The sequence below is a fragment of the Paenibacillus terrigena DSM 21567 genome (genome assembly GCF_000374845.1).
In the GTDB taxonomy this organism is placed as follows: domain Bacteria; phylum Bacillota; class Bacilli; order Paenibacillales; family Paenibacillaceae; genus Paenibacillus_K; species Paenibacillus_K terrigena.
The window spans coordinates 214,221-240,870 of the sequence record NZ_KB895414.1; the positions used below are offsets into that span (position 1 = coordinate 214,221).

The window sequence follows — 26,650 nt, forward strand, 5'->3', positions numbered from 1 at the left end:
TACACTTCCATGATATAGTGTTATAAATAAATTTATAAATTTTACCAATTTTGCAAAGGAGGGATTCAATGGACTACGTACGCGACTACGTCATGTACGCAGCTATTTTTGGCATGTTTAGTTTTAGTTGGTTCGGTTGGGCACAAGAGAGACCGCGGGCGAGCTGGCGCATCTATATTGGCATCGCTTCAGGTATCGCACTACTCGTCTGTCTATTCGGTGTATATTTAAGTGTGACGCACTGGGATGCACCTTCCGCTCTGGACGATAAGACCGCCTTCGGAAATTATTTAATCTCCGTGTATGTAGAGTTTTTCCTTGCTGCCGTCGGAGCCGTCGCACTCATCCGATGGAAGCGTAAAGATTATGTTGCGCCTTGGATCGCTTTTATCGTCGGGATCCATTTCATTGGGCTGAAATCGGTATTCGACGATCCCAGTCTGTACGTCCTAGCTGCCCTGCTGGTTATCGTCTCCATTGTTTCGGTATTCCTAGCTCCCAAGCTAAAGGTAGCAAACAGTGCGATTACGGGGATCGGTTCGGGTACGGTGTTGTTCGCTTTTGCAGTCATAGGATTAATTCGATACTTTTCGGTATAACGCTAACGAAAAAGAGCACCCAGACCATAAGTCTGGGTGTTCGTCGTTCCAACATCAAATCGATATCGTCATCCTTTGTCTGTCGCCATATGATAATCACATAAGGAGGAATGCTGAATGACTGACCTGAACGCTCTATTTCGCCAGCGGATTGGATTACCAGAGGAGGTGGAGATCACATTTGACCTTCTGGATCAGATTCTCGTGAGCGCAGCCAAAACCATCCCTTTTGAAAATTTCTGTATTGTCAAACATAGACCCTATCCGATTTCGAGAGAAAGCTTAATTCGCAAGATACTCATTCATCAAGAAGGTGGGCTCTGTTATGAACTGAATATGCTGCTCAACTTCTTCCTAATCGAGCATGGATTCCACATGACACCTATGCGTGGCATTGTCTTCAATCATGAAACGCAAACCTATCTCCCAATCGGAAGGACGCATGTCACCTTGCTCATGACGCATGAGCACCAATCCTATGTCATCGATACGGGTTTTGGAGGAAATTTACCGCTGACCCCTGTTCCTCTAACCGGTGAAACCGTCACTTCCGGGAATGGGGAATTTCGAATCACACCAGGAGATGGCGAGCACGGGAACTATGTGCTTGAAATGAAAATGAAGCATAAACATACGGATTGGCGAATTGGATATGCCTTCGACACCCAACAACTGATAACCAACCTATCGGAATTGAACACGGTCCAACAGATTATCTCGGAACACCCTGATTCAAGATTTAATCGATATCCATTAATTACAAGACGTACGGATCAGGGCCAAATCACCTTAACCGGTACCTCCTTTACACAATGGGAGGATGGCATCATGACCAAAGAGCCGATAGACCGCATACGGTTCGAAAAGCTGTTAAGTCTGCATTTCGGACTCGTTTACTGAAACGACATCACTACACATGCCTTAACTTCTCTGGATTGGCCACATTATAAATCGCTTCAATTTGCCCTTTACGGAAACCGAACGAATAAATATAACGAAGCCCATCGTCCAACGTCAACTGGATACCCGGCATCCCATTCACGGTCATGTAGGCAAGGTTGAACTTCCCTGTATACCTCTTAAGCAGATTTAGAAGTATTAGCACCACGTGATTGGACCCTGTAACGGGAACCTGAGCCGCATGCACTTTACCGCCACCATCCGAGTAGAAGACCACATTTTCACTCAACAGCTCTAACAATCGATCTTTATTCCCCTGTACGAGAGAGCTAACGAAATCTTTGACCTGCGACTCAGCAACCGAAATCGAAGGCACCTGATCGGGATCATAATGAATGCTACGCTGAGCACGATGGAAAATTTGACGGCAATTGCTACTTGTCTTTCCCACCATCTCTGCAATCTCATCATACGAATAGTGGAAAATCTCACGCAGCAGGAAGATCGCGCGTTCAACGGCATTAAGCTGCTGTAAAAGTAAAAGATAGGCTGTCGATATCGATTCATGCTGCAAATAAATATCAGAAGGGTCCGTATCCTGGTTGCCCTGATCGATTAACGGCTCGGGAAGCCATGGGCCCACATAGAGTTCTCTCTTTTTAGCAGAAGAGCGCAATAAGTCCAGACAGCGATTCGTTACAACTTTGTAGAGGAACGCTCTTACATTCTGAATTTCTTCGGGATTTGGCAATTGATTATACGCAATAAAGGCTTCTTGGACGATATCTTCCGCATCCATCACACTGCCTAGCATTCGATAAGCCAGCGCAAACAGAGGCTTTCGATAGGTTTTATACAATATTTCTGTGGTTATCACCCTGTACCCGCTCCGTTCCCTCGTGTGCGAGAATATGTTGTACCGCTCTCTTGGCACTTGCTGTCGCCGCATCGACCAATAATTCTCCATGGGAAACCCATTCCCCTGCCGCATACAAACCTTTGATTTCAGGTACAGCAGGACCTGGGTCAACTTGACGCTTCATATGTGCAAAATCATAGCATACCGGAATTTTGGGAAGATACTGTTTGTCTATAAGCTCACTCCGCCAGCCTGGCTGTATTAAGTCCAAAGCATGCTCTAAATCGTGCAAATCCTTTTTCGCATCCTTCTCCTTTCCTTGGTACTTCATCAGGGATAAGACTTGCGCATTGTCTTCATTCATCAATGCTGCACGCGAATGATTGCTGAGAAAGACGGGATGATCCAGCCCATATACGAACTGCTGCTTCGGCTTGGGCAGACGGCGCAGCACCACATCCAGACAAGCTCCTGTGACCTCAATCGCTTGCTCTTTCCAGGTATGAATCGCCGTAGCTTCAGCACGAGGCACCAACTGATGCAGAACCGCCGGCGGTGTCGTGACGATCACATGCGTCGCTTCAATTTTCGTCCCATCTTCGCATAAGACATGGCGCACAATCCCTTCACTGTGTTCGATGGAGACGACCTTGCTCTTCGTGATGATCTGCACCCCCAGCTTAGAAGCGACCTGCCGCAATTCTTCAACCATCGATCCCCAGCCGCGATCAAGGTACAACACACCACGGAGAGCACTCTTGAATTGCCGCAATACCGGTCCTGCCGCTTGGAGATCTGGCGCCATCACATAACTCGCCGTACGAAGCAGGGAATAGAAAATATGACGGACCATCGGGTCTTGTATATGTCCCTCAATCCAGTCACGAAGACTGATTTTGTCATAAGCATGCGTATCCAGCTTGCCAAATTTGGCGAGCCAGCCCGCGAACTCCACTTTCCCTCTCCATGAGAGTAGCGGCGTTGTCATTAAAGAACCAATCCCTGTCGGCAGCACCTGAAGCTTATCCTTCCAGATGCCAAACGCATCAATCGAAGGTTGGTTTCCTTGCAGACGTAATCCAAACTCCCGGAACGTCTCATAGGCATCACTTTGATACAAAGCATGCCCGCCTAGGTTAAAATACGTTCCATTCTTCTTGTTCGTCATCCCCCGACCACCTAAACGCTCTTGCTTCTCAATGAGTATCGTTCTCTTCCCTGCTCTTCCAGCATAAATGGCTGCGGTTAACCCCGCTATCCCTCCACCTACAACAGCCACGTCCATTTTTAACATCCGAACCATCCCCTTCCCGTTTTATATCCGTATGACGGGTAAGCGAATCCAGATGTGACAAAACACCCCTTAGAAATTCATTGGATAACTCAAAAAATTCTCCAACGTCTATCTAAGGGGTGCTCTTTTTAGGAATGAATCCGTTTTTTCTTAAACACAAGCATGGCTACACCTAGCAGCATCACACTTAGTCCCGCGAGTTGCATCGGAAGATGACTATCTTCCCCTGTCTTCGGCAGGTATTGACCGGGCGTTCGGTCATCGTCCTTGTGTCCTGTTATGTGGTCGCTATCATCTTCTTCCTTGATAGCTGGAGGCTGTTGATCTTTACCCCCATGGTCCGTCGTTCCTGCATCAGAACCGCCATCTGACGTACCCTCTTGCCCTTCCGTCGATTCATCCGATGTATCCTTACCAGGTTTAGAAGGATCCTCTGGATCTACCGGATCAATAGGTTTTGTTGGATCTGGCGACTCAGGAGGATTTGTCACAGGGTTATCCCCGTCTTTTCCCCCGCTAACATAGCGATCATTCGCAACAACAACTTCGGTTTCTTGCCCTTTCACCACTTGAAATGAGGTATAACGATCTTTGATCGTGTATCCATTCGGTGCTTTAGTCTCTTCGAAGTAGTATGTTCCAGGTCTGAGATCCGAAATTCTCACTTCTCCGTTACGATCCGTTATGAACAGCTTCAGTTCGTTGCCATCTTTATCTTTCACAGGGTTCTTATCTGCATCCAACAGTCTGAACATTGCATCTTGCAATGTTTGATCCAGCCGTCCTGATTCCACCTTCGTTAGCTTCACAGCACCTGGCGTCTTGTTGTTCTCGATACGAATTTTCACTTGGTCTTCGCTCTCGATTTCGAACGGTACAGAATCTGTAAGCGCATCATAATCAGCTAGAGGTGTCACCTCTACGAATTGGTAACGTCCTGCCTTTAGATCATTCATTGTGATTTTGCCGCTTGAATCAGTCATCAGATTGGATTTAACAGGCTGACCATATGCATCCTGTAGTTCGAACGCCACGCCTTCAAGCGGTGCAGCATCAAACCCATCCACCTTCGTCAATTCAACAGAGCCATTATCGATCACATCGTTCGTCATCGTATATTCTTTGATCACTGTCTGATTTGGATCAATCGTGAAGTGGATTGGCGTTAGGTCCCGTTTATATCCCTTCGGTGCCTTAATCTCCGTGAGCTGGTAGTCGCCCACATCCAAATTAGCCAAGATGACTTGCCCTTTATGATCGGACGCCACGGCTTCCATACCAGTAACGACATGCATGCCGCCTGCTTCCTTCTTCTCCAATTTAAAGACGGCACCTTCTAGCTTTCGTGTGGGCTCTTCTTTTGCAACTTTCGTTAAAATAAATGCTTGCTTGATCTTTTTATTTTGAATCACCAACATTTGCGTCGGATCCTTCGCATCAAACTTCACACTTATCCACTGCGTATCAGCGACATACCCTGTTGGGGCAACGATCTCTTTAATCATGTAATCGCCTGACTTGAAATCTTTGAATTGTACTTTCCCATCGCTATCCGTCAAGTCTGAAGTCGCCAGAAGCTTGTCCCCTGCCGCATTATAGAGTTCAAACTTAGCGCCTGCCAGCTTATGATTCGGGTCCGAGAAATCTTCTTTCACGATCGAGATATTCCCTTTCACCGCATGAATTGCTCCGCCACCGGCACCTGAATAATCAGCGACAATTTCCTTGTTCGCAGAATCTCCTATTTCTTGTGCGGTCTTCCCGGCAAACGATACGCTATTCGTTACTTTTTCGAGATGCACCGCATTCATATAGGTCTGATATTCCAGGACATACGCACTTTCGAGCGCTTTATGGAACGTAATCGTAAAGGTGGGATCGCCCGCTGCAGCGTTATCGTGAAATTCTAAGGTATAATCCTTTGGATCAACCTCTCCCACTTTACTGAAATGCTCATTAGCATCTGCTTTCAGCTTGTAAAGTCTAAATGTATCCTTTAGCGGGATTTGATTCGGCGACATCGTATCTTGTAAGACGGCATTTTCTGCAATATAGGACTGACTGCGATTGATATGAATCGTCCAATACGCTTGATCGATATCATTAACCGAAGTCCCCTGTCTCCCCTTTTTATCGATAGATTCGCCACCGTACACAGGAACGATCGTTTTGGATTGTTCAAAAAGCTTTGTGCCCGACCCACCCGTATGGTCAGACAGCGTTGCATGGTTCGAGTATTCACCTTCTACAGGCAAGGATTTTAGGCTTGTTTTATACGTAATTCGGTACGATGAGTCGATCGGACCACGGAACGTTATTTTGAACCCCTCCGAGGTACCATCCTGCGATTTCGTAAATTCAACATCATACTGATCTACTTGTTCCCCAACAACGACTTGACCTTTGGCATCGATCGAGGTCTTATTAATCACGAGTGAATTCTCAACGAAAGTCTGCACACCCTTTAGCTGATCCGTTACGACAGCATTCTGAATCACATGTTGGTTGTAGTTCATATCAATTGTCCAAGAAATCGATTTGTCTTCCGCGTTATAGGAGCCTGTTTTATTTCCGTTATTCTGCATGTTCGATATTGGCGTCACATAAGCCGTCTTACCAATGGACTGAGGTGTACCCGACGTATCCTTCCAGGTCATATCCACTCGGTTCTTATAGGTTTTGACGTTCTGCGTATCATATGCCGTTGAATCGAATTTTGTTGTGTACGTTATGGTATAATGATTCATCACAGGCTTCGTGAACATAATCTGAAACCCTTGCGTGTAATCCGGATCAGGCGTCACGGTGTACGTCTGATCTGATTCAAGCCCCGTAATATGCAGGCTTCCTTCTACATAAGTCAGCCCTTGGCCCGCAAACGTATCCTTAAGAACCACTTGATTCATCGTCTGCGAATCACGATTCACCTGCAGAGTCCACTTGATTTCTTTATCTTTGTAGCTTGTGATCTGTCCCGTTTTCGATAGAATGACTTCTTGAATATCCTTCGAATCATGGCTTTCTTTGCCATCATGCATAATGACAACATTAGATGCTTTTCCGTCCGTATATACACGATCCTTCAGTTTTGTCTGATAACGAATGTAGTAGCCTTCACGAATATCTTGATTGAAGCTTAATTTGAACTGTGAAGCTGACTTATCCTCATACAGCGTATAATTCACCACTTGTTCAAGCGGCGTCGCGCTGCCATCCGGATTAATACGTACTTTATAGACCTCTATAGAGTCCTTTACAAGCTCCTGTGCTGGAGTGTCATACGTATCGATCAGATACGCTTGATCCTTCGGGATCAACTGTTCATTGTAATTGTATTCGATCGCCCAATTCACCGTTTGCTTCGAAGGGTCATAGGCTCCTGCTTTTTTCGTCAGCGATTGGCTAAAGTTCACCGATACCTTGCCCGTACGCTCCATCAGAGGCTTTTGGCCATGATCGTCGTACCCTTCAACCAGCATCGCATGATTGCTGTAAGTCGCCTGATCGGTCTTGCTGATCGTAGTCGAATAGCTTATGCGGTAAGCATGATCTATATTGTCATCAAAAGTAAGCGTGAGCCTTTGCTGCTTCTTACCATCAGCCGTCAATTCTTCCGTTAATTTATGCGAATAATGATGATATACGCTGTTCGTTACGCTAACCGTGCCATCCAAATGGACCTTCAGTGGTTCAACCTTAATGGAGGCTTCATCCAACACCAATCCCTCCGGGATGATATCTTCCATGCGCGGCTCCCGAATGATACGCTCATCCTTGTTCAAGTCGACGATCCAATCGATCTTGCTCGGATTGAATGCCTTATCCGCGATCCCAGACTTGTCCATGGCTGAGCCCTTATTTTTGAAATGCACGGATACATCCTTGACTTCGTCTTTAAACGGAAACAGGATTTTCTGCTCCGTTCCTTCCTCCAATTTCGATGAATCAAATTTTCGCCATACATAAAAATACCCATGTAATTCAAGGTTATTTTCAATGCTATCATTAAACTTCAAAGTTACTTTACCTTCTGGCGTTACTGTATATGTACCTACTCCGCCCGACAAATCGCCTGATAGCGGCTGACTCAGTGTAAACTTGTCCGGCAGATCGAATGTAAAGCTGGAATTCGCTTTGTACCCATGGTTAGCAGGGAGTGCCCAATCCAAATATATCTTCACGCGTTCCCCTGTATCCAATCTCACCTCTGAAACGTCTTGTTCATGTCCCTCTTCACCGACCGTCATCCTGACGCCGGTAATCATATTATGCGTAATCTCATACACGGCCTCCGTTACACTGCTTCCTCTGGTTCCAACTGACTCCTTCGAAAGATCAGCAGCATAAGCCATCGGCATCATGACGTTCAATAATAATGCAATAACAAAAAATATAGATAGTATTTTCTTCGTTTTTCTCGTATTCAACCTTTTCACCTCTTCTGCGACATCTAGATCGAGATTTCGCGGCTTCTAATCTAATAATTTTCCTTTGATGATTAATCGATGTGTCGGATTAACCATCGGTTCACAAGTCACAAGCGTTATTTCTTTTTCGATACCTTCCGGTTCCAGCACCCATACATCATCTGGCTTCACAGTCATTTTTTCGGTGACGACATATTGGTACTGCTTATTTTCCGTCTCAACTTCAATAATGTCGCCATACTCCATTTCTGCGAGTCGGTTGAAATTTCTCCCGTACGTTCGGTTACGGTGACCAGCAATCGCCATATTTCCCACCTCACCCGCCTTACCTGTCTTCTCAATCTGGGCCACAGAGGTTTTCATATTTTTGCTCGTCGCCCCATACAAGATCGGTAGATTTAAATCGATCTTATCAATTTTGAGAATACCTTCTACGTCAGATTTGCTAGATTTCAACGATGCGGCATGTTCCACATCATCTGATGGATTCAAACCCGCAGCAGAATCGCCCGGATCGATATTTAGCAGACTTGTCTGCCATTCCGCCGCCAATCGCTGCTGCTGCTGATCTTCCATCCATTCGGATAGGCCGGGATAACAGAAAATAAATAGGCCAATGACAATGAGGAGGGGAGCCATCACTTTGCTTTTCATTCAACATTCCTCCTTCACTTGATACGAATTTCTTATCCCTCGCTGGTAGATTACCGTACGCAACTTCTGCGCGTTAATCATCCTCAGGCCATGGCAAAATAATCAGTATCTGCTTACTGACTTCATTAGAAATGCCTTATTACGGGCCAGTAAAAATCAAAAAGCCCTATTCATCCATAGGGCGTGAAAAACAATTCAATTAGGACGATACGATGTAAATCTACTTACCACTGCCATGCCAATGACAGATTCTACATACATCACTAAACGAAGTCAAGGCGGCTTTTGTAACCAATTGAGGTAAACACGTCAACCGCGATGGTTCATGCTTTCTTGGTAATTTTTTCTTATTAGACTTCCGGCTTCTGATTGAAGTATTCCGCAATGGCCTGTACTAGAAACAAAAAAAGGCATCTCTGCCGTCTCTCTTTCGTTATCTTGCCGTCTTATTCGCAATAACACCGCAACACAAAATACATGTGCTATACTCGTCAAAACATATCATATGGGATTGGAGTTGCGGATCGATTATGCATGTTGTCATTGAACCTAAAATCCTCTACTTTGGCTCCGCCGTTGTACTTATCAGCACCTTGAACGAAGACGGGACCCCCAATTTGGCTCCGATGTCCTCGGCTTGGTGGCTGAATCAGTCCTGTATGCTGGGGATGAGCAGTAAATCACAGACCGTTCAGAATTTACAACGTGAACGCGAATGCGTGCTGAATCTTCCTTCCACGGACTTTGTTCATGCCATAGACCAGTTAACCTTATTAACGGGCAGAGACCCGGTTCCAGAATCGAAAGCCAAGCGTGGCTATCAGCATGAAGCGGATAAGTTCGGCATCGCGGGCCTAACACCTATGCCGTCACATCATGTTCGCGCACCGCGTGTCCTGGAATGCCCCGTCCAGTTGGAAGCAACGCTGATGAACGTTCACGCCGTCGAGGATCCTAGCTCTTTGGTTGCGCTCGAAGTTCGTATTCAGAAAGTCCACATTGAGGAGCATTTACAGATGGACGGCCACCCCAATTATGTTGACCCTTCAAAATGGAAGCCGATGATTATGAATTTCTGCGAATATTTCGGACTTGATCATCAGCTTTCATCTTCTAGACTCGCTCCAGTATTCGGCCCTACTACTTAGGCAAAGGTGCTGCCGATTCGTCTGTTCTCTGCGTTTTAACAAAAAAATACAAAAATCTGTGCGATAACGTATAATGGATAATGAACTTGATTCATATCATTGATGATTAATTAGGAGGCATATTCATGCGGCAAACAACGCTTATATGGGTACAAAAATTAGGGGAAGACGCATCATTGACCCTATAAACTGCGCAATTCCCCTTGATGTACGAAGGGGCTATTTCTTTGAATTATCTAAAATCGATCGCATGGCTTAGTTTTCTTGCTTTCTTCAGTGTGCTTAACGAGACCGTATTTAACGTATCTCTACCTGATATCGCCGTACAATTTGGCATTTCACCCGCAGCGGCGAACTGGATCAATACGAGCTTCATGCTTACGTTCGCCATCGGTACAGCTGTATATGGGAAGTTATCCGATGTATACGGTATCAAGAAATTGCTTCTGATCGGACTGCTGCTATACGGGACAGGATCGATTGTCGGGGTTGTGTTCCATGTCTACTATCCCGGCGTGCTCGCCGCAAGATTCATTCAAGGCGCAGGAATCTCAGCGGTTCCGGCGTTAATTATGGTCATTGTGGCGCGTTGTATCGAGCCGAATCAACAAGGAAGAGCCTTTGGCCTCATTGGTTCTATGGTGGCCTTCGGCGAAGCCATCGGTCCGGTAATCGGTGGGATGATTACGACTTATTTGCATTGGTCCTACTTGTTCATTCTACCGATATTGACGCTTATAACGCTACCATTTTTTATTCAGACGCTGCCTGACGAATCGATAAGTGAAGGAAAGACGGATGTCCTCGGGGCAATGCTCTTATCTCTTGGGATTCTTACGTTTACTCTCTTTACAACGATGTTTCAATGGTCCTTCCTAGCGATCAGCATATTGTTGTTTATCGGGTTTACTTGGCGGATACGACGTGCAGAGCAGCCTTTTATTGAACCCTCTTTGTTCAGCAGGAAAACGTTTATCGTCGGTGTACTTACTGGCAGCATCCTGTTAGGCACAGTAGCTGGTTATGTAGCGATGGTTCCTTACATGATGAAAGACGTATATCAGATGCCCACTAGTTTAATTGGTGCTGGTATTCTATTTCCGGGGACTGTCAGCGTGATCCTATTCGGCTACCTCGGCGGAATCTGTGTCGATCGACGCGGGAATCTATTCACAATGGCGATTGGCATTGGGATGATCACTGTAAGCTTTCTTAGCGTTGCGCTGGTCGCAGACCGAACACCCTGGCTCATCACCTGTGCCATGATCCTGACATTCGGTGGACTTTCCCTGGTGAAGACCATAATTTCCACCAGTGTCGCAGGGTCGCTGCATTCCGAAGAGTCTGGCTCCGGAATGGGGCTGCTGAACTTCGCCTGCTTCCTGGCCGAAGGCATGGGTGTGGCCATCGTCGGAGGACTACTCACGAAACCTTGGTTAGCTGCTTCCTTCCTCCCAACGGTAAGAGATGCTGCAGCATTTCTGTACAGCAATATGATGCTGCTCTTCAGCACAGCAATCATCATAGGAAGCATCGTATACTTCGCCGTATACGGTCGACTGCCAAGCACGTCAGAACAATCATCGACATCTGAATAAAACCGAACGATAGGCAAAAAAATAGCCTTCATCCCTTACGCTATGGGATGGAGGCTATTTTCACTGCAACTTCAACTGTTCGTTACGATGTTACCGTTTCTTTATAGGGAATGCTCATTTCATGGCTGATCATGTGCTGCGTCAAATCAATAACTCTAGAGGCATACGCCCATTCGTTGTCATACCATGCTAACACTTTCACTTGTCTGCCGCTCGTCATAATCGACATGCCGTCAATAATCGAAGACTTCTCGTTCCCGACGAAATCTGAGGAGACGAGCGGTTCATCGCACAATGCAACATAAGGAGCATATTTCCCTGCCACCGCCTGCTTAAAGACGCTGCGCACTTGCTCAGATGTCACCTCATACCGTGTCTCCACAGTCAAATCGATTAAGGAGACATTCGGTGTCGGGACACGAATGGAGATGCCTTGGATCACAGGAGCAAGATGCGGAATGACATCGCCTAACGCTTTGCCTACCCCTGTTGTAGTCGGAATAATGGACTGCGCGCACGCTCTGGCACGACGCAAATCTTGGTGTGGATTATCCAGATGCTTCTGATCATTCGTATAGGAATGAATCGTCGTCATCCAACCCGTCTGAACTTGAAAAGCATGGTCTAGAATTTGAAGCACGGGCGCTAAGCAATTTGTTGTACAGGATGCGGCGGATACAATCGAGTGTCGATCCAGATCATAGTTGTCCTCGTTGACTCCCATCACAACCGTGATGTCGACACCCTTGCCCGGTGACGACAAGATCACTTTGGAGGCCCCAGCCTCTAAATGCTTCGCAGCTTGTGACCGTTCTGTAAATTTCCCTGTCGCATCAATGACCGTATGGATGCCAAGCTGCTTCCAAGGCAGGAAAGCTGGATTCGCCTCACTTAATACCTCAATCCGTTGCCCTTCAATAATGAGCGCGTTCGGTTCCACCTTAATGTCTCGATCCCATTTCCCATGCACGGTGTCATATTTCAATAAATGAGCAATCGTCGATGCTGGATACAGACAGTTAATTGCACGCAATTGCCACGATTCCTGTGGATGTTCGAATACTCTGCGGACTAGCAAACGTCCGATTCTTCCCATACCGTTAATCCCGATCAACATGAGTTAGACCATCTCCCTGTCATAAATTCCATTCGCACCTAACGGGATTAATGTATCATATTAACTAATGTTACACAATATTTATTTGATTAATTTATATTTATAGTACAACATATACTTCATATTTTAACAAAACCGTCAAGAAACCTGTTATAAACATCTATTAACTACCATTTATTTCTAATTTACTATATATATGACTCATAATAACTATAACATCGCGGAAGCCGTTAAGAGAGGCAGATCTATAAATCGGTGCCGTCCTGATTATTCAGACTGCAACGTCGTTCTATGCTTGGACACCTCACCGACTTACGTCTCAAGGGTGGAGCTCACTTTAGCTGAACGCTCTTCTTCAGCCATGAGGCCAATTCCACCCGATGGGTGTAAACAAGAATCGCAAAATTTCCAAGCCACACGAGCAGAATCACTGCCGAGAACATGTTGAGAAGCAAATAGATGAACACAAGCAACAACCCGCTTACCACCTGCAAGCCGTCCGCCTCCGTGGATGTTGGCTTGTTTTTGTTGATCCAGAAGCTCCCTGCCTTCATAACCGCCAATACCACCGCATATACCAGCGAGACCTCGAAGCCTGTAAGCCCGCTCCAGACCCCAAAGGTTACCGCGATCGCCTTTCCTCCCTTGCCCCGTAGAAACGGTGAGAAGGCATGCCCCGCAATGGGAGCTAGCGCAAGCGGAATGATGAGATAACCCGGGGCATACCCGCTTGAGATCCCCCATATCACAGGCACGTAACCTTTAGCAAAATCCAACAAGATACCAAAAATGCCGACTTTATAGCCTCGAGCCTTCCATAAGTTCATAGCACCGGGGTTGCCATCGCCCACAGCCTTTAAATTTTTGCGACCCGCTAGACCCAGCCAGTACGAGAACATGAGTGATCCCGATAGGAAAGCACAGGCGATCCACAATAATATCATCATCGATTTCGCCTACCCCCCACTTGGACGAGCCTACCTTTCCATCTGACCTCCCCTAGGATAACGACCTGATACATCGAATACACCATGATGACGACGAAAAACAGGGAAGCAATCACATGCAGCACCGGAATCAGCAGCCCGAACACACCAACATATCGAATGAAATAGAAGAACTGAGCCATATATAGGATATAACCTAGGAACAATGGCAAGGCCCAAGACGTGTTCGCAAAAACAAATGCAATATCTGATACAAGGAGGCCAACCACCCAGACCGCGATCGGGATAATCGTCCATGGACTTAATGTCGACGTGCTTAAAATAGCCCCCTTGCTAAAGCCTTCAATCTCGCTTCGGATCCCTTGCGGGTACATCCGGAAGGAGACCATCCCATATCCGATAAAATTGGTGACAGGAATACCTGCTTCCACGAATTTCGATCCGATGAGCAAATCATCCAATACTTCCGATTTAACGCTCTCATGGCCTTTGATCTTCTCATAATCCTCGCGTAAAGCAAGGATACAAGAGCCGTACAGACCTTTCTTGGGATTCCTCTTCTCAAAGACTGACGTAAACGTAAAAATACCCAGCATATTCATGACCAGCGCGAGCTTCTCGTACAGCTTCTCCGTATGATGAAAAGGAACCACTGAGATGACACCCTTCGATCGTTCACGTGCCTTTATCAAGGAGCCCAATGCGTGGGGCGCCATTCGGATATCCGCGTCCAAAAAAGCGAAAATATCGCCGGAAGCATGCAAATAACCATTCCATACTGCCCAGCTCTTCCCTGTCCATCCCTCCGGGAGCGGAGTGCCCGCAATCACCGTGACGCCTGCATAACGTTCAGCGATTTCCCTCGTCCGATCCGTCGAGAAATCATCCACCACGATGATCTCGTAAGGTAGGGTGGTCTGCGACATCAGCGAATCGAGAAGATAAGGCAAGTTACACTCCTCATTTCGAGCAGGAATGATAATCGAGAGCTTACGCGAGCCCCGATAGGGCTCATCATTGGAAGGTACGATATTTTTTCTGAATAGTATGAATCCGCAGAGACATCCGGCAACCATTAGCATTACAATCCACATGTCCGAATTCCCCCTTCTGGCTCTATGTATATGAGGAATTGCGAATAGACATTACATTTCTGATCCCCTATAATATCTAGTATCATTCAACAAAAATACGAACATTAAGGTGCATATCATGACTAAATATTCGCAAATCTTTCTAGGGACAGCTTTTTCTTCCAAATCACCAAAAGAAGTACACATCTTAAAAGATTATCTTTTCTGTATTAATTCGGATGGGATGATCGAACAAATTGTTGCCCCCGAAGACAACGATTATCAACCGTTATTGGATACTTATCAACACCAAACGAATTTCCATCGACTTGCTGAAGGCCAATATTTCTTGCCTGGTTTCATCGACTTGCACGTTCATGCCCCGCAATGGGCTCAATCCGGAACGGCGCTCGATATCCCGCTCTATGATTGGCTTAACACCTATACCTTCCCGTTAGAATCGAAATTCGCAGATTTGGATTTTGCCGAGAACGTCTACCAAGACGTCGTTAGCACACTTCTTGCCAACGGAACGACGACAGCCCTCTACTTTGCAACAGTTCATAAAGAAGCAAGTATTCGACTTGCTGAGATCTGTGCCGAGCAAGGACAACGCGGTCTGGTTGGGAAAGTGGTCATGGATCATCCTGAGAATAACCCTGAATATTATCGTGATAAGGATACGGCATCCGCACTCGCAGATACCGAGGAATTCATTCTTGCGATTCAGGAATTAGCAAGAACAACCAAACAAGGCGTCTACCCTGTCGTAACACCGCGCTTCATTCCTAGCTGTACCGATGAAGGCTTACAAGGACTTGGCGCATTAGCGGCAAAGTATGATACTTATGTGCAATCACACTGCAGCGAGAGCGACTGGGCGCACGGCTATGTGCAGGATCGCCACAATAAGAACGATGCATTTGCATTAAATGATTTTGGACTCCTACGTGAGAAATCTGTCATGGCGCATTGTAACTTCCTGAATGATGAGGACGCCGATCTATTCGCGGAGAAGGGCACGGCGATATGCCATTGTCCGGTCTCGAATAGCTATTTTGCGAATAGCGTGATCCCGATTGCGCATTTGCAAGCCAAAGGCGTTGAGATTGGACTTGGATCTGATATATCAGGCGGATTCTCACCAAGTCTCTTCGATAATGCGAGACAAGCTGTGATCTCTTCGCGCATGCTTGAAGACGGCGTGAATCCAGCTCTTCCTGCAGCTGAACGTGGTGTTCCGAATTCACGTATCACCATTAACGAAGCTTTCTATCTGGCAACAGCCGGAGGCGGTGAGAGTCTCAGCTTACCGATCGGCCGCTTGGAAGCGAACTATGCATGGGATGTACAGATGATCGATACGACATTAGCGACAGCTAAATTGCCGATCTATCAAGCGGATGAGGATTTAAATGATGTGTTCCAGAAGATCATGTATCTGGCACGTCCTGAGAATATTCGTGAGGTGTGGGTACAGGGCGAGAAGGTTCATACGCGGTAAGTGGATGCTTCTAGCATATAATTAACGAAACAATATCATTTGTAACGTTTTCTATGAAAAGGCCCTGAGTGTTCGGGGCTTTTTTCGTTTAGTTATTAATATAGTGAATTAACCAGTAACAACTACCCAAACAAAGAGAAATCAGTCTTCATAACATAACGAGTAATCAAAATAAGGTTTTGGGAGGTGTTCACATGTCCGGTCTTGGTAGATCTTTTACAAGCACAAGTACAATCCTTGTATTGTTCATCTTGTTAGTCATTGTCGCTTGTGCTTGTGTTGGTGGTATTGGTGATATCGGTGGTGTTGGATGCGGTTGTTAGAGCCTAATGTCAATCATACTACGAATCGACTTAACACATTCTTACTCACAATATATCTCTAGATCACACCGTTCACTTTCCAAAATATGGTTTATTTTCACAATCGTCGCTTAAATAAAATAAAAATGCACTCCTTAGAATTCATCGGATTGGACGAGACTCGGATTGCTGAAGTGTTCCAAGCGATAACTAGAAATGGACGGTTCTTAGGGATCGTCCATTTCTAGTTGACTTCGTTGATAGAATACAGAAATCGTTGATGAGGAAAGTAGTTATACCTGTTGAGAGACTATAAAATATAGTACATAAGGCGGTGCTAGTGACATTTCAGGAATCGCTTTCATGACGAATCTAGTAGATGATTCTATACCATAAATGAACGGAGGGTATTACTGTGTCTATATTTGCAGTGGAAGGTAATCAATTTGTTTTTGACGGCAAGCCGGTCAGGCTTATTTCAGGTGCAATCCATTATTTTCGCGTCGTTCCCGAATATTGGCGGGATCGTCTGATGAAACTGAAGGCTTGCGGCTTCAATACGGTAGAAACCTATATACCGTGGAACTTGCATGAGCCAAAGGAAGGACAGTTCAACTTTGAAGGCATCGCCGACATCGTCAAGTTTATCGAGACGGCTGGCGAATTGGGGCTATATGTTATCGTTCGTCCAAGTCCGTATATTTGCGCAGAGTGGGAATTCGGCGGATTGCCGGCATGGCTGCTGGCCGATCCCGGCATGCGGTTGCGCTGTTTCCACCAACCATTCCTCGACAAAATTGACGCCTATTACGACGTCTTGTTGCCGAAGTTTGTTCCGCTGCTCTGTACCAATGGCGGGCCGATCATCGCGATGCAAATCGAGAACGAATACGGCAGTTACGGCAACGACACGCAATATCTAGAATATTTAAAAGAAAGCAAGATCAAGCGCGGTATCGACGTATTGCTGTTCACCTCCGATGGACCGGGAGACTTTATGCTCCAAGGCGGCATGGTGCCGGGAGTCCTCGAGACTGTCAATTTTGGTTCGCGGCCAGAGGAATATTTCCCTAAACTGCGCGAATATCAGCCGGAAGGCCCGATCATGTGCATGGAATATTGGAACGGCTGGTTCGACCATTGGTTCGAGCAGCACCATACTCGCGATGCCGCTGATGTGGCGAAAGTATTCGACGAAATGCTGGCGATGGACGCTTCGGTCAACTTCTATATGTTCCATGGAGGAACGAATTTCGGCTTCTGGAGCGGCGCGAATGACGACGGCACCACGTATATGCCGACAATCACAAGCTACGACTACGATGTACCGATCAGCGAATGCGGCGATTTGACGGACAAGTTCTATGCCGTACGCGAGGTTGTATCCAAATATATCGACCTAGGACCGCTGGAGTTGCCTGAACCGATCAAGAAGAAAGCTTACGGCCAAGTGAACATGTCGCAGCAGGTTTCACTGTTCGAATCACTCGATAAGCTGTCGACGCCGGTGCAAAGAACTTGCCCAGACCCTATGGAGCTGCTCGGACAAAACTACGGGTTTATCCTGTATACAACGCGGATATCCGGGCCGCGCCCAGAGACGAAGCTGAATCTGCAGGATGTGCACGATCGTGCGCAGATCTTTGTCAACGGTGAATTCAAAGGTGTCGTTGAACGCTGGAACAAAGACGCGGAGCCGATCACTTTCAGTATCCCGCCAGAAGGCGTCCAATTAAGCGTGCTTGTTGAAAATATGGGTCGAACCAACTACGGTCCATCCTTGCGAGATGTGAAAGGGATTACGGAAGGAATTCGCTTCGGAGCGCAGTTCCTGTACCATTGGACGATCCATACGCTGCCTATGGAAGATTTGTCGAAGCTGGAATATACGCCTACAATCGCGAAATGCGAAGGCAAGCCGACATTCTACAAAGGGACGTTCCAAGTGGATGAGGCGGCAGATACGTTCCTTGAGCTGAAAGGCTGGAACAAAGGCGTCGCGTACATTAATGGCTTCAACCTTGGTCGATATTGGGAAACAGTAGGTCCGCAAAAAACACTGTATATCCCGGCTCCACTTCTTCGCAAAGGAGAGAACGAGCTCGTGCTGTTCGAGCTGCATGGTGCCGAAGAGCCGGTCGTAATGCTGCGAGACAGCGCTATTCTCGGATAGAAATCCGCAAGAAAAAAGGAGAAGGCGATATCACGCCTTCTCCTTTCCCAATTAGGGGGCCTTTACTCAATAATTTTCTGTGCCAGTATGGCTAGGTCTTTAATGTCTACTTGGCCATCGTTATTCAAATCGGCTTGCTTATATTTCGCCCAATCTGGATCCGCTGTTGTCTTGCCATAAGCTGCTGCGACGATTGCGAGATCCCCGATCGAATATTTGCCATCGCCGTTCAGATCGCCCGGCTTCCCTTGGATCATGCTATCGGTAAAGGCCTTCAGTGCTACTGTCAATGCCGATACCGCTTGCTCGACCTGCTCCTTACTCGCATCGTTTAGATTTGCTACGGCTTTGGCTTGATCGATCGCTGCTCGAAGTATCGCTTTGGAACCTACTGGATACTGTCCAGCGCTCGTGCCTTCCACAGCCGCATCATAGATATGCTGTCCTTCTGTAATTAATGCGAGGAGGGCTCCTTTGTCGACTCCTTCTTGAATGATAGTCTTATACGTCGAACCGGTTAGCGGCATTTCCTTACCTTCACCATCCGCCAACACAAGATTCGAAAGTCCAACCGAGGCTTCACCCATCGATTTGGCAGTAAACCGCAGTTTTAATAGATCACCCTGAACTTGTGCACCCGATGTATTCGCCAAGAGGAGCCGCAGCTTCCCATCAGATGCTTTCTTCTCGACAATTAAGGTCTTCTCTTCTACAGTGCTGACGTCCATCAATTCCAACTGCTTCGCATCATAGTTGAACGTTAGATCTTGAGCATATACGCTCTGCGTTACATTGTTCAGACGATACGATAGATCAAAGGTTTGACCTTTAGCGATTATCGCAGGTCCTATTAGGGATGCCTCAGGTTCAAGCTTGATGCTAGGAACAAGAATGGCATCCGCCCAATCGCCATGGTCTTGCGTTATCCCGTCACCGTTATCTGCAACGACAAGCTTTAGCTCCTTCGCCCCTTTAATTGGCACTTCAATTGCTTTCGCTACGGTGGTCGCCCGCATCAGCCCGCTATCGTAAGCCATCTCGCCGTCCAAGAAGACTTGGAAGACAATCGTGTTCTGATTGGATGCCGTGCCGCTGATCTCCTGATCAACCCCGATAACCGCCTTAAACGTGTCGTAACTTCGTCCCGTCAGATCGTATACAATTTCCGAGTTGGCATGCGTTCCGATCCCTTTGTCATACGTTACCGTTCCCGAAGGACCACGCAGCCGAATCGGATTGCCTTCTACGCTCTGATCCTTCTGCACTGTAAGCCACCCTGACGTAGCACGAACCCACTCCATGTCGCTTAAATATTGATCCGTCACATTGAATTGAATCTCATACGTCTTCGAGAGCAGCCCATCTGAAGAGCTTGCTGTAACAATCGTCTTACCGGATAGATCTGCAGCCGGCGTTACCGTAATCCGTACATCTTTGCTCGTCGCAATAGCTTCAACTGTAGGTACCTTCTGTGTGCCGCGAAGCACGTTGTGCGTGTAGCTTGTTTTCTCCGGATCGAATCCAGTGAGCGCCCGCCCATCTACTTGAATTGAGCTGATCAAATTGACGGTCGAGATCGCTTTGCTCAGTTCCATCAAATTCGAAGTGCCAGCCGGGATCGGACGAAGCGTGTAGCTGTAGCTATATTCCTTGTTCGGTAGCAGAAGGTACGCTGGATGCGGTTTGGCTCCCCAACTGTCGTCACCGCCGACGCCCATTTGCTTATAATTCACGCGCAATGTGATGTCATCACGATGTGTAACTTGATACGGATGCAGCGGTCCATCCAGATCGTCTGGTGTGTAATGCAGCGCATTCGCCTCGATCGTCGGGGAGCCAATGGCCATAATTCCCGCGCCTTCTGGATTGGTTAGCGCTACGAATCGCACATCGGTCTTGTTCCCTGTCTCCGACGGCTCGATGTACGGGAAGAATTGCTCCTCTACCGTACCGCTGTACAGCCCGACATCCGATCCTGTATTGCGGTCCTGATAATTCTCGTAAGGTCCACGGCCATACCATGCCATTTGCTCAAATTCCTGCGGGACTGTCATGAGACTTCCTACTTCAGGAATTTCCGGAAGCGTGCTTGCCCCCGGCTTTAAGCTGTTCGAGACGGTAATGTCGCCATTACCGAAGATCGTATAAGACGTCTTATACGAGGAGACGGTCGTCGTTGGCAGCGTCCCTTCCACATCAATCCTCACGATTTTGTCGCCGATCTTCGTTACACTCACCTTGGTAACATCTCGATTCTTCCCAGCGTTCTTCCAAGTTGCCATCCGGGATGGGCCGCCGTTACCTTTGTCATTGTCAATCGGGGCACGCCAGTAATTCGGTATCGGCCCGTTTTTGATCAACGATTTGCCTTTATAATTGAAGGTCTGAATCGTTCCTGCCGCTTTATCAAAGGTCAATTCGATGTCGTCATTCTGGATCTTCACTTGCGTACCCTGCTCTTCCGTCGTCAGATTCGGCATCTTCGACAGATCAAGTGCGGTCTGCGCTGGCGTATTCACCGGTAATTTGAACTGCTGCTTCGCCACCACATGGCCCTTGGAAGCCCATAACGTATCGTTCTTCAACGTGAAGCTGATATTGAGCCAATACTCGACACCTGGTTGCTCTTTCGGCCACACATAAGGAACTGTAACTTGCTTGGACGTTAGCGCCGGGATATCCAATCCCGTTAGGTCTCCGTGCTGAACGACTTGATGATCTGCTCTTAACTCCCAGGTAGCATCGTATTGATTAACATTGCTAAATAAAAATTCATTCTTAATCTCGACGAGCCCTTTCTTAAGATCTACGTCCTTCACGTTAATGTTCTGGTAGACCTGCTTGACTTCCCATAGCTCAGGCTGTACGGTGCGATCAGCCGAAATCAAGCCATTGGCCATAAAGTTGCCGTCATTCGGATTGTCGCCGAAGTCGCCGCCGTAAGCGAGATATTCATGCGACTCCAGCGGGATGGACTTGGCATCCGATACATTGAAATCCATCCATAACACCGTATTCGAATCTGGTGTGCGGTCAGAATTATTTAACTCTGTCAAAGATAATCCTCGATTGTATACACGAATTTTGTCAAAGCTCATGTTGGAAGTTCGACCTCTCTCCGCATCTTTGCCGATCGTAAGCGGATATGAACTTGCGGCAATACTTCCTGTATAGACTTTAGTTGCGACGATTTGTCCATCAAGATAGAGACTCAAGTTCGAGCCGTCATAAGTACCTGCCACATGATGCCATTGATTCAGCCAATTCGCAGGCAAGTTCGCCGTCGCCGCGGTCCAGACGCCACCTTTGTAGACGAAAAACTCCAATTTGTCCGTACCGTTCATTTTCAGGGCAAATTGTGTGTCGCCTTTGGCGATGATTGGACTATTGGCGATGCTCGCGAGCGGTTTCACCCAAGCCTCGACGGTCAGTGGGCCTGTTAGGTTATACTTGGCATCGTTAGGCAGCGTAACCGAAGCAGAAGCCCGATCTTTCGCCTGTAGGACGCCAGTTACACCATCAGCCTGTTCCACGACACTTCCAGTGTAATCCGCTTGATAAGACTGATTCGCATCCGTCAGATAGAGCTTTTCTGACGGCGTCTTCATGCGCACCGCTTGATCCACCCAATCCCATATGAACCCGCCTTGCAAATTCGGATATTTCTTGATCATATCCCAATATTCTTGAAGATTGCCCGTACTGTTCCCCATTGAATGCGCATATTCGCACATAATATAAGGTCTTGGATCACTACTCTTCGCATACGTTTCAAGCGTCGAAACTACTGGATACATGTGGCTGACCATATCCGTGACCTTCGCGTCATTATAGCCTTCATAATGAATCGGGCGCGTCGGATCTAGACTGCGGATATAATCCGATTCCGTCTTGAAATTCGATCCTTGGCCAGCTTCATTGCCAAGGGACCAGATGAGGACAGACGGGTGGTTCTTATCGCGTTCGACCATGCTGCGGGCCCGATCCTTAATATTCTCGGTCCACTCCGCTTTGTTCGTCGGGACAGATCCGTTGACGCCGTGCGTCTCCAGGTTTACCTCGTCCAAAATATAAATCCCATATTGATTCGCAAGATCATACCAGAATGGATGATTCGGGTAATGCGAGGTACGGACCGCATTAATGTTAAACTGCTTCATCAATTTGATGTCTTGAATCATCAGATCCAGATCAATCGCATGACCCGTATCCGGACTGCTCTCATGCCGATTGGCACCTTTTAGCATAATCGGCTTACCATTGAGCAGCATTTGTTGCTTGCCGCTGTCGCCCACCATCACCTTCACTTCGAATTCCCGGAAGCCAACGCGCGTACCAGCTGTCTCAATGACCTTCCCCGTGTCATCTTTAAGACTAAATACGATGGTATACAAATTCGGTGTCTCGGCTGACCACTTGAGTGGATTCGCGACGAGTTGTGAGCCGCTAGCCTGAACTTCAGCTTGACCGTTCAGATCTGCCTTCATCACGACGGGCTCCGTCAGCACGGGTTGATTGCTCGCGTCATAGAGCATCGCTTCAACGGTATGCTTTTCCTCTGACGCGGTCGCACCATCTTTTTTCACGTTGACCTTCAATTGCAGATCTGCATCTTTATAGTTCGTGTCCAAGTCCGTCACGATTGTGAAATCCCGGATATGAACCGACGGCGTACTGTACAAGAACACATCGCGTTGAATGCCACTAACGCGCAAGAAGTCCTGGTCTTCAAGCCAACTGCCATCTGACCAACGGTAGACTTCTACGGCGAGGGAATTCTCGCCTTCTCTTAAATACGGCGTAATATTGAAATCCTTAGCCGTATAGCTGTCTTCAGCGTATCCAACCTGCTGGCCGTTCACCCACACATAGAATGCGCTTTCAACGCCTTGGAACGAAATAAATGTCTGCCGATCCTTCCAATCTGCCGGAATCGTGAAGGTACGCTTGTAAGAACCGACTGGGTTGTACTGCGTCGGCGCGAAAGGCGGCTGGACATTCGGCGTATTGCCGTTGCCCCAGAACGGGTATGTAACATTGGTATAAATCGGAAAATCATAGCCTTGCATCTGCCATTCCCCGGGCACTTTAATGTTCTTCCAAGCACTCGTATCATATGTATCCTGGTAGAAATCCACTGGGCGTGAGGCTGGGTTATTCGCCAGATTGAATTTCCATTCACCGTTCAACGAACGATAATAAGGCGACGGATATTTGGTCATCGCTGAGATCATATCTGCACCTTTCAATGCGGAATCGACATCCCCAAAGGGAATAAAAGATGCATGTGCTGGCTCGCGGTTCACCTGAAAAACAGTCGGGTTGTTATTCCATTCGGGGTAGCCGTTCGCAGGTGCAGCCCCCGCAGCTAATCCCCAGAATGTATTCGCCACCATGAGCAGCATGAGTAGTAACGACAATCTTTTTTTCATCAACGTTACAAAGCCTCCTTCTCAGATATTTAATGCCGTCCTCCTCTAAATTCTTGCTGCGTGCCTTACAATACCATTATTACGTTGCGCCCGTCGCAATTACATCCAAAATCCTCATATGTTCTAGGGAAATTCTCATCAATTCGTAGGAAAAGAAAAAAGGTAACTCCGTCGAAAGGAAGTTACCTTAACATGCATGTCTTCGTTTGGTTCGTCACTTCTGAGTAATCCATTAAAACTGAAGAGACACCTTTTGATCTTTGCTTATCTCCAAGGACAGATAACCTTCGATCGGTTCAAGGGTCCAGTCTTGCTTCCCATCTTCTTGGACAATTGCCGATTTATCGGATTTCATTCTAAACGTATTGTCGACACAGCAAGAGATCTCCAGCTGACAGACTTGCATGCGATCCCAGACAAGGGATATTTCGAACCCTCCGCGAACACGAACGCCCGATAACGATCCGCTCTGCCAAGCGGAAGGAATCGCAGGCAATAATTCAACATACCCTCTGTGGGATTGAACTAGCATCTCTGCAATGCCCGCCGTATAGCCGAAATTCCCGTCAATTTGAAAAGGAGGATGGGAGCCGAGAAGATTCGGAGATATGCCGCTGCCTCTCCCCCCATAGGCTGTAACGACGTTAAAAATGCGCTCTAGTAACAGAAAAGCACGTTCCCCATCCTTCAAACGAGCCCACAGACAAATTTTCCACCCGAGACTCCAGCCTGACCCGGCATCGCCGCGTCTGTTCAACGTTTTCCGGACGGCATCCAGCAAGACACCGTCAGTCAGTTGATACCCCGGAAAAACTCCGTAAAGGTGGGAAACATGACGATGGTCTTGATATTCATCCTCATAGTCTATGACCCATTCTTGCAGTTGGCCGTATTTGCCGATTTGCATCGGATGCAGACGTGCCTTGGCCGCAGCCATTTGCTTCACCCATTCATCCTCAACACCAAGAATAGCGACCATTTTAAAGCCATTTTCGAATAAATCGTTGATCATCTGAAGATCCATCGTCGCTCCCTGTGTGACAGCTCCCAACTGACCTTCATTCGAATAAAAATGATGCTCCGGCGATGTCGACGGCGATGTAATCAAATATCCGCTTTCATCCTCCACCAGCCAATCCAGACAAAATTGAACCGCGCCTTTCATTAACGGATACACTTCTTCGGCAAGAAATTGTTTATCCTGCGTGTACTCGTAGTGCTCCCATAAGTGGCGGCACAGCCAAACCCCGGACATCGGCCAGAACGCCCACGCCGGATCTCCGTTCCGCTCTGCGCCTACAGGCTGTGCATGTCTCCATAAATCCGAGTTGTGATGCGCCGTCCAGCCCTTTAGTCCAAACCGCTCCTCAACCATTTTTCTGCCGTTTACTGACAGCTCCTGAATCGCCTTAAGCAGCGGACGGTGGCATTCGGACAAATTCGTCACTTCCGCAGGCCAATAATTCATTTCCGTATTAATATTCAGCGTGTAATTGCATCCCCAAGGCGGCCGTACCATATCGTTCCATATCCCTTGCAGGTTGGCCGGCTGCGTCCCTTCCCGGGAAGAGGCAATCAGCAAGTAGCGTCCGAAATGGAATAACAAGGCAACCATTGCCGGGTCGCTAGCACCATATTTTTGGATCCGCTTATCGGTGTCAAGTATTTCGTCCCCCTGGTCAGTTTCACTTAGAGTGAAATCGACTCGATCAAACAGCTCGCGGTAATCGCGTATATGCTCTTGTTTCAATTGATCGTACGGAATTTCCATCGCTTTCGAAAGAATCGACTCATTCCGGCAGGCCAGTATGCCAAAATCAGTGCCGGGCAATTGATCGTAGCCGTTGAAGGACGTCGCAGCCGCAAAGTAAAGAATTACTTTCGTTGAGTCTTGCACGCACAGCTTGCCATTCCGATACACTGCTTGACCGTCTTCGATCGAAGCACCTAATCTCCCCTCGAAATGAATCGCTTTCGTTTTGCCTATTTCTCCATACACAATCGGCTGCAAATCCTCTTCATAATAACCCGGTGCGCAGTATTCGGGACAAATCCCTTGCACGAACAATGCATTGTCATCTTGCAACGTAAATGCTCTGTGCGGACTGTCCAAGGTCACATCAAAGTTAAGCTGCTTGGGAATGGAGCTTGTCAGTCGGATTGCCAACACTTGATGGGGATTGGATATGAAAGCTTCACGCGTATATTCGACCGGACCGATCGTGTACGTTACCGAAGAGAGCGCGCGTTCAAGATCTAGCGATCGTTTATACCGCCGGCCTTCCTCGCCGTGCATAAAGCGTATGGTCAAGTTCCCAAGAGGCATATACACTTGCGCATAAGGGCCGAACATGTTTTTCGTCTCCTCGTCCGCCTCGCTGTATTGGTGTTCTCGAAGGAGCTGCCTTACTTTCTGCAGCGATTCCCGGTCATCATGAGGCTTATACCGACTTGGGGGACCAGACCACAACGTATCTTCGTTCAGCTGAAAACGATCCTCTCCTACGCCTCCAAAATGCATGGCACCTATTCTCCCGTTGCCAAGCGGCAATGCCTCCGACCAATGCATCGCAGATTTGCTATATGATAAACGTTTCATATCGTTCTCACAACTCCTCATCCA

General features: G+C 47.3%; 16 protein-coding genes. 7 read left to right on the top strand and 9 right to left on the bottom strand.

What is annotated here, in order from left to right:
* Positions 1-68 precede the first annotated feature (68 nt).
* Both C558_RS0108965 and C558_RS0108970 read left to right on the top strand, forming a co-directional pair.
* Entirely contained in the window at positions 69-599 is a 531-nt protein-coding gene (locus tag C558_RS0108965) for a hypothetical protein (RefSeq protein ID WP_018755928.1), read from the top strand.
* Positions 600-716: 117 nt separating this feature from the next.
* A complete protein-coding gene (locus C558_RS0108970; protein WP_018755929.1) occupies positions 717-1,499 on the top strand; it encodes an arylamine N-acetyltransferase family protein in 783 nt (260 codons plus the stop codon).
* Between the two features lie 10 nt (positions 1,500-1,509).
* Here C558_RS0108970 and sigJ read toward each other — a convergent pair whose 3' ends face one another.
* The 4 genes from sigJ to C558_RS0108990 form a co-directional block, all read right to left on the bottom strand.
* Entirely contained in the window at positions 1,510-2,358 is an 849-nt protein-coding gene (gene sigJ, locus C558_RS0108975; protein WP_018755930.1) for an RNA polymerase sigma factor SigJ, read from the bottom strand.
* Entirely contained in the window at positions 2,351-3,652 is a 1,302-nt protein-coding gene (locus C558_RS0108980; protein ID WP_018755931.1) for a phytoene desaturase family protein, read from the bottom strand. Before C558_RS0108980 ends, sigJ begins: the two co-directional genes overlap by 8 nt.
* Positions 3,653-3,780: 128 nt before the next feature.
* Positions 3,781-8,079 carry a collagen binding domain-containing protein gene (locus C558_RS30745; protein WP_020608495.1) on the bottom strand — a complete coding sequence of 1,433 codons (4,299 nt, stop codon included), beginning with the start codon at positions 8,077-8,079 and terminating at the stop codon, positions 3,781-3,783.
* Between the two features lie 45 nt (positions 8,080-8,124).
* A complete protein-coding gene (locus tag C558_RS0108990; protein WP_018755932.1) occupies positions 8,125-8,733 on the bottom strand; it encodes a class D sortase in 609 nt (202 codons plus the stop codon).
* A 530-nt stretch (positions 8,734-9,263) separates the two neighbouring features.
* Between C558_RS0108990 and C558_RS0108995 the strand changes: the two genes are divergently transcribed.
* Together C558_RS0108995 and C558_RS30750 are read left to right on the top strand one after the other, a co-directional pair.
* A complete protein-coding gene (locus tag C558_RS0108995) occupies positions 9,264-9,881 on the top strand; it encodes a flavin reductase family protein (protein WP_018755933.1) in 618 nt (205 codons plus the stop codon).
* 206 nt (positions 9,882-10,087) lie between these two features.
* Positions 10,088-11,479: an MFS transporter gene (locus C558_RS30750; protein WP_051106857.1), complete on the top strand. Its 1,392-nt coding sequence runs from the start codon at positions 10,088-10,090 to the stop codon at positions 11,477-11,479.
* An 82-nt stretch (positions 11,480-11,561) separates the two neighbouring features.
* Here C558_RS30750 and gap read toward each other — a convergent pair whose 3' ends face one another.
* The 3 genes from gap to C558_RS0109015 all read right to left on the bottom strand — a co-directional run bounded on the left by gap (position 11,562) and on the right by C558_RS0109015 (position 14,637).
* Positions 11,562-12,596: a type I glyceraldehyde-3-phosphate dehydrogenase gene (gene gap / locus C558_RS0109005; RefSeq protein ID WP_018755935.1), complete on the bottom strand. Its 1,035-nt coding sequence runs from the start codon at positions 12,594-12,596 to the stop codon at positions 11,562-11,564.
* A 332-nt stretch (positions 12,597-12,928) separates the two neighbouring features.
* Positions 12,929-13,543 carry a glycerol-3-phosphate acyltransferase gene (locus C558_RS0109010; protein ID WP_018755936.1) on the bottom strand — a complete coding sequence of 205 codons (615 nt, stop codon included), beginning with the start codon at positions 13,541-13,543 and terminating at the stop codon, positions 12,929-12,931.
* Positions 13,540-14,637 carry a glycosyltransferase gene (locus tag C558_RS0109015; RefSeq protein ID WP_018755937.1) on the bottom strand — a complete coding sequence of 366 codons (1,098 nt, stop codon included), beginning with the start codon at positions 14,635-14,637 and terminating at the stop codon, positions 13,540-13,542. Before C558_RS0109015 ends, C558_RS0109010 begins: the two co-directional genes overlap by 4 nt.
* 118 nt (positions 14,638-14,755) lie before the next feature.
* Between C558_RS0109015 and guaD the strand changes: the two genes are divergently transcribed.
* The 3 genes from guaD to C558_RS0109025 all read left to right on the top strand — a co-directional run bounded on the left by guaD (position 14,756) and on the right by C558_RS0109025 (position 18,595).
* Entirely contained in the window at positions 14,756-16,120 is a 1,365-nt protein-coding gene (gene guaD / locus C558_RS0109020; RefSeq protein ID WP_018755938.1) for a guanine deaminase, read from the top strand.
* 194 nt (positions 16,121-16,314) lie between these two features.
* Positions 16,315-16,443 carry a sporulation protein YjcZ gene (locus C558_RS33070; RefSeq protein WP_083927132.1) on the top strand — a complete coding sequence of 43 codons (129 nt, stop codon included), beginning with the start codon at positions 16,315-16,317 and terminating at the stop codon, positions 16,441-16,443.
* Positions 16,444-16,837: 394 nt separating this feature from the next.
* Positions 16,838-18,595, top strand: coding sequence for a glycoside hydrolase family 35 protein (locus C558_RS0109025; RefSeq protein ID WP_018755939.1), 1,758 nt, complete (start codon positions 16,838-16,840; stop codon positions 18,593-18,595).
* 62 nt (positions 18,596-18,657) lie between these two features.
* On the opposite strand, the gene C558_RS0109030 is transcribed toward C558_RS0109025, so the two are convergent.
* Positions 18,658-24,027 carry a glycoside hydrolase family 2 TIM barrel-domain containing protein gene (locus C558_RS0109030; protein ID WP_245583783.1) on the bottom strand — a complete coding sequence of 1,790 codons (5,370 nt, stop codon included), beginning with the start codon at positions 24,025-24,027 and terminating at the stop codon, positions 18,658-18,660.
* A 232-nt stretch (positions 24,028-24,259) separates the two neighbouring features.
* On the bottom strand, positions 24,260-26,626 hold the full coding sequence (locus tag C558_RS0109035; RefSeq protein ID WP_018755941.1) for a glycoside hydrolase family 95 protein: 2,367 nt from the start codon (positions 26,624-26,626) through the stop codon (positions 24,260-24,262).
* Positions 26,627-26,650: the final 24 nt, after the last annotated feature.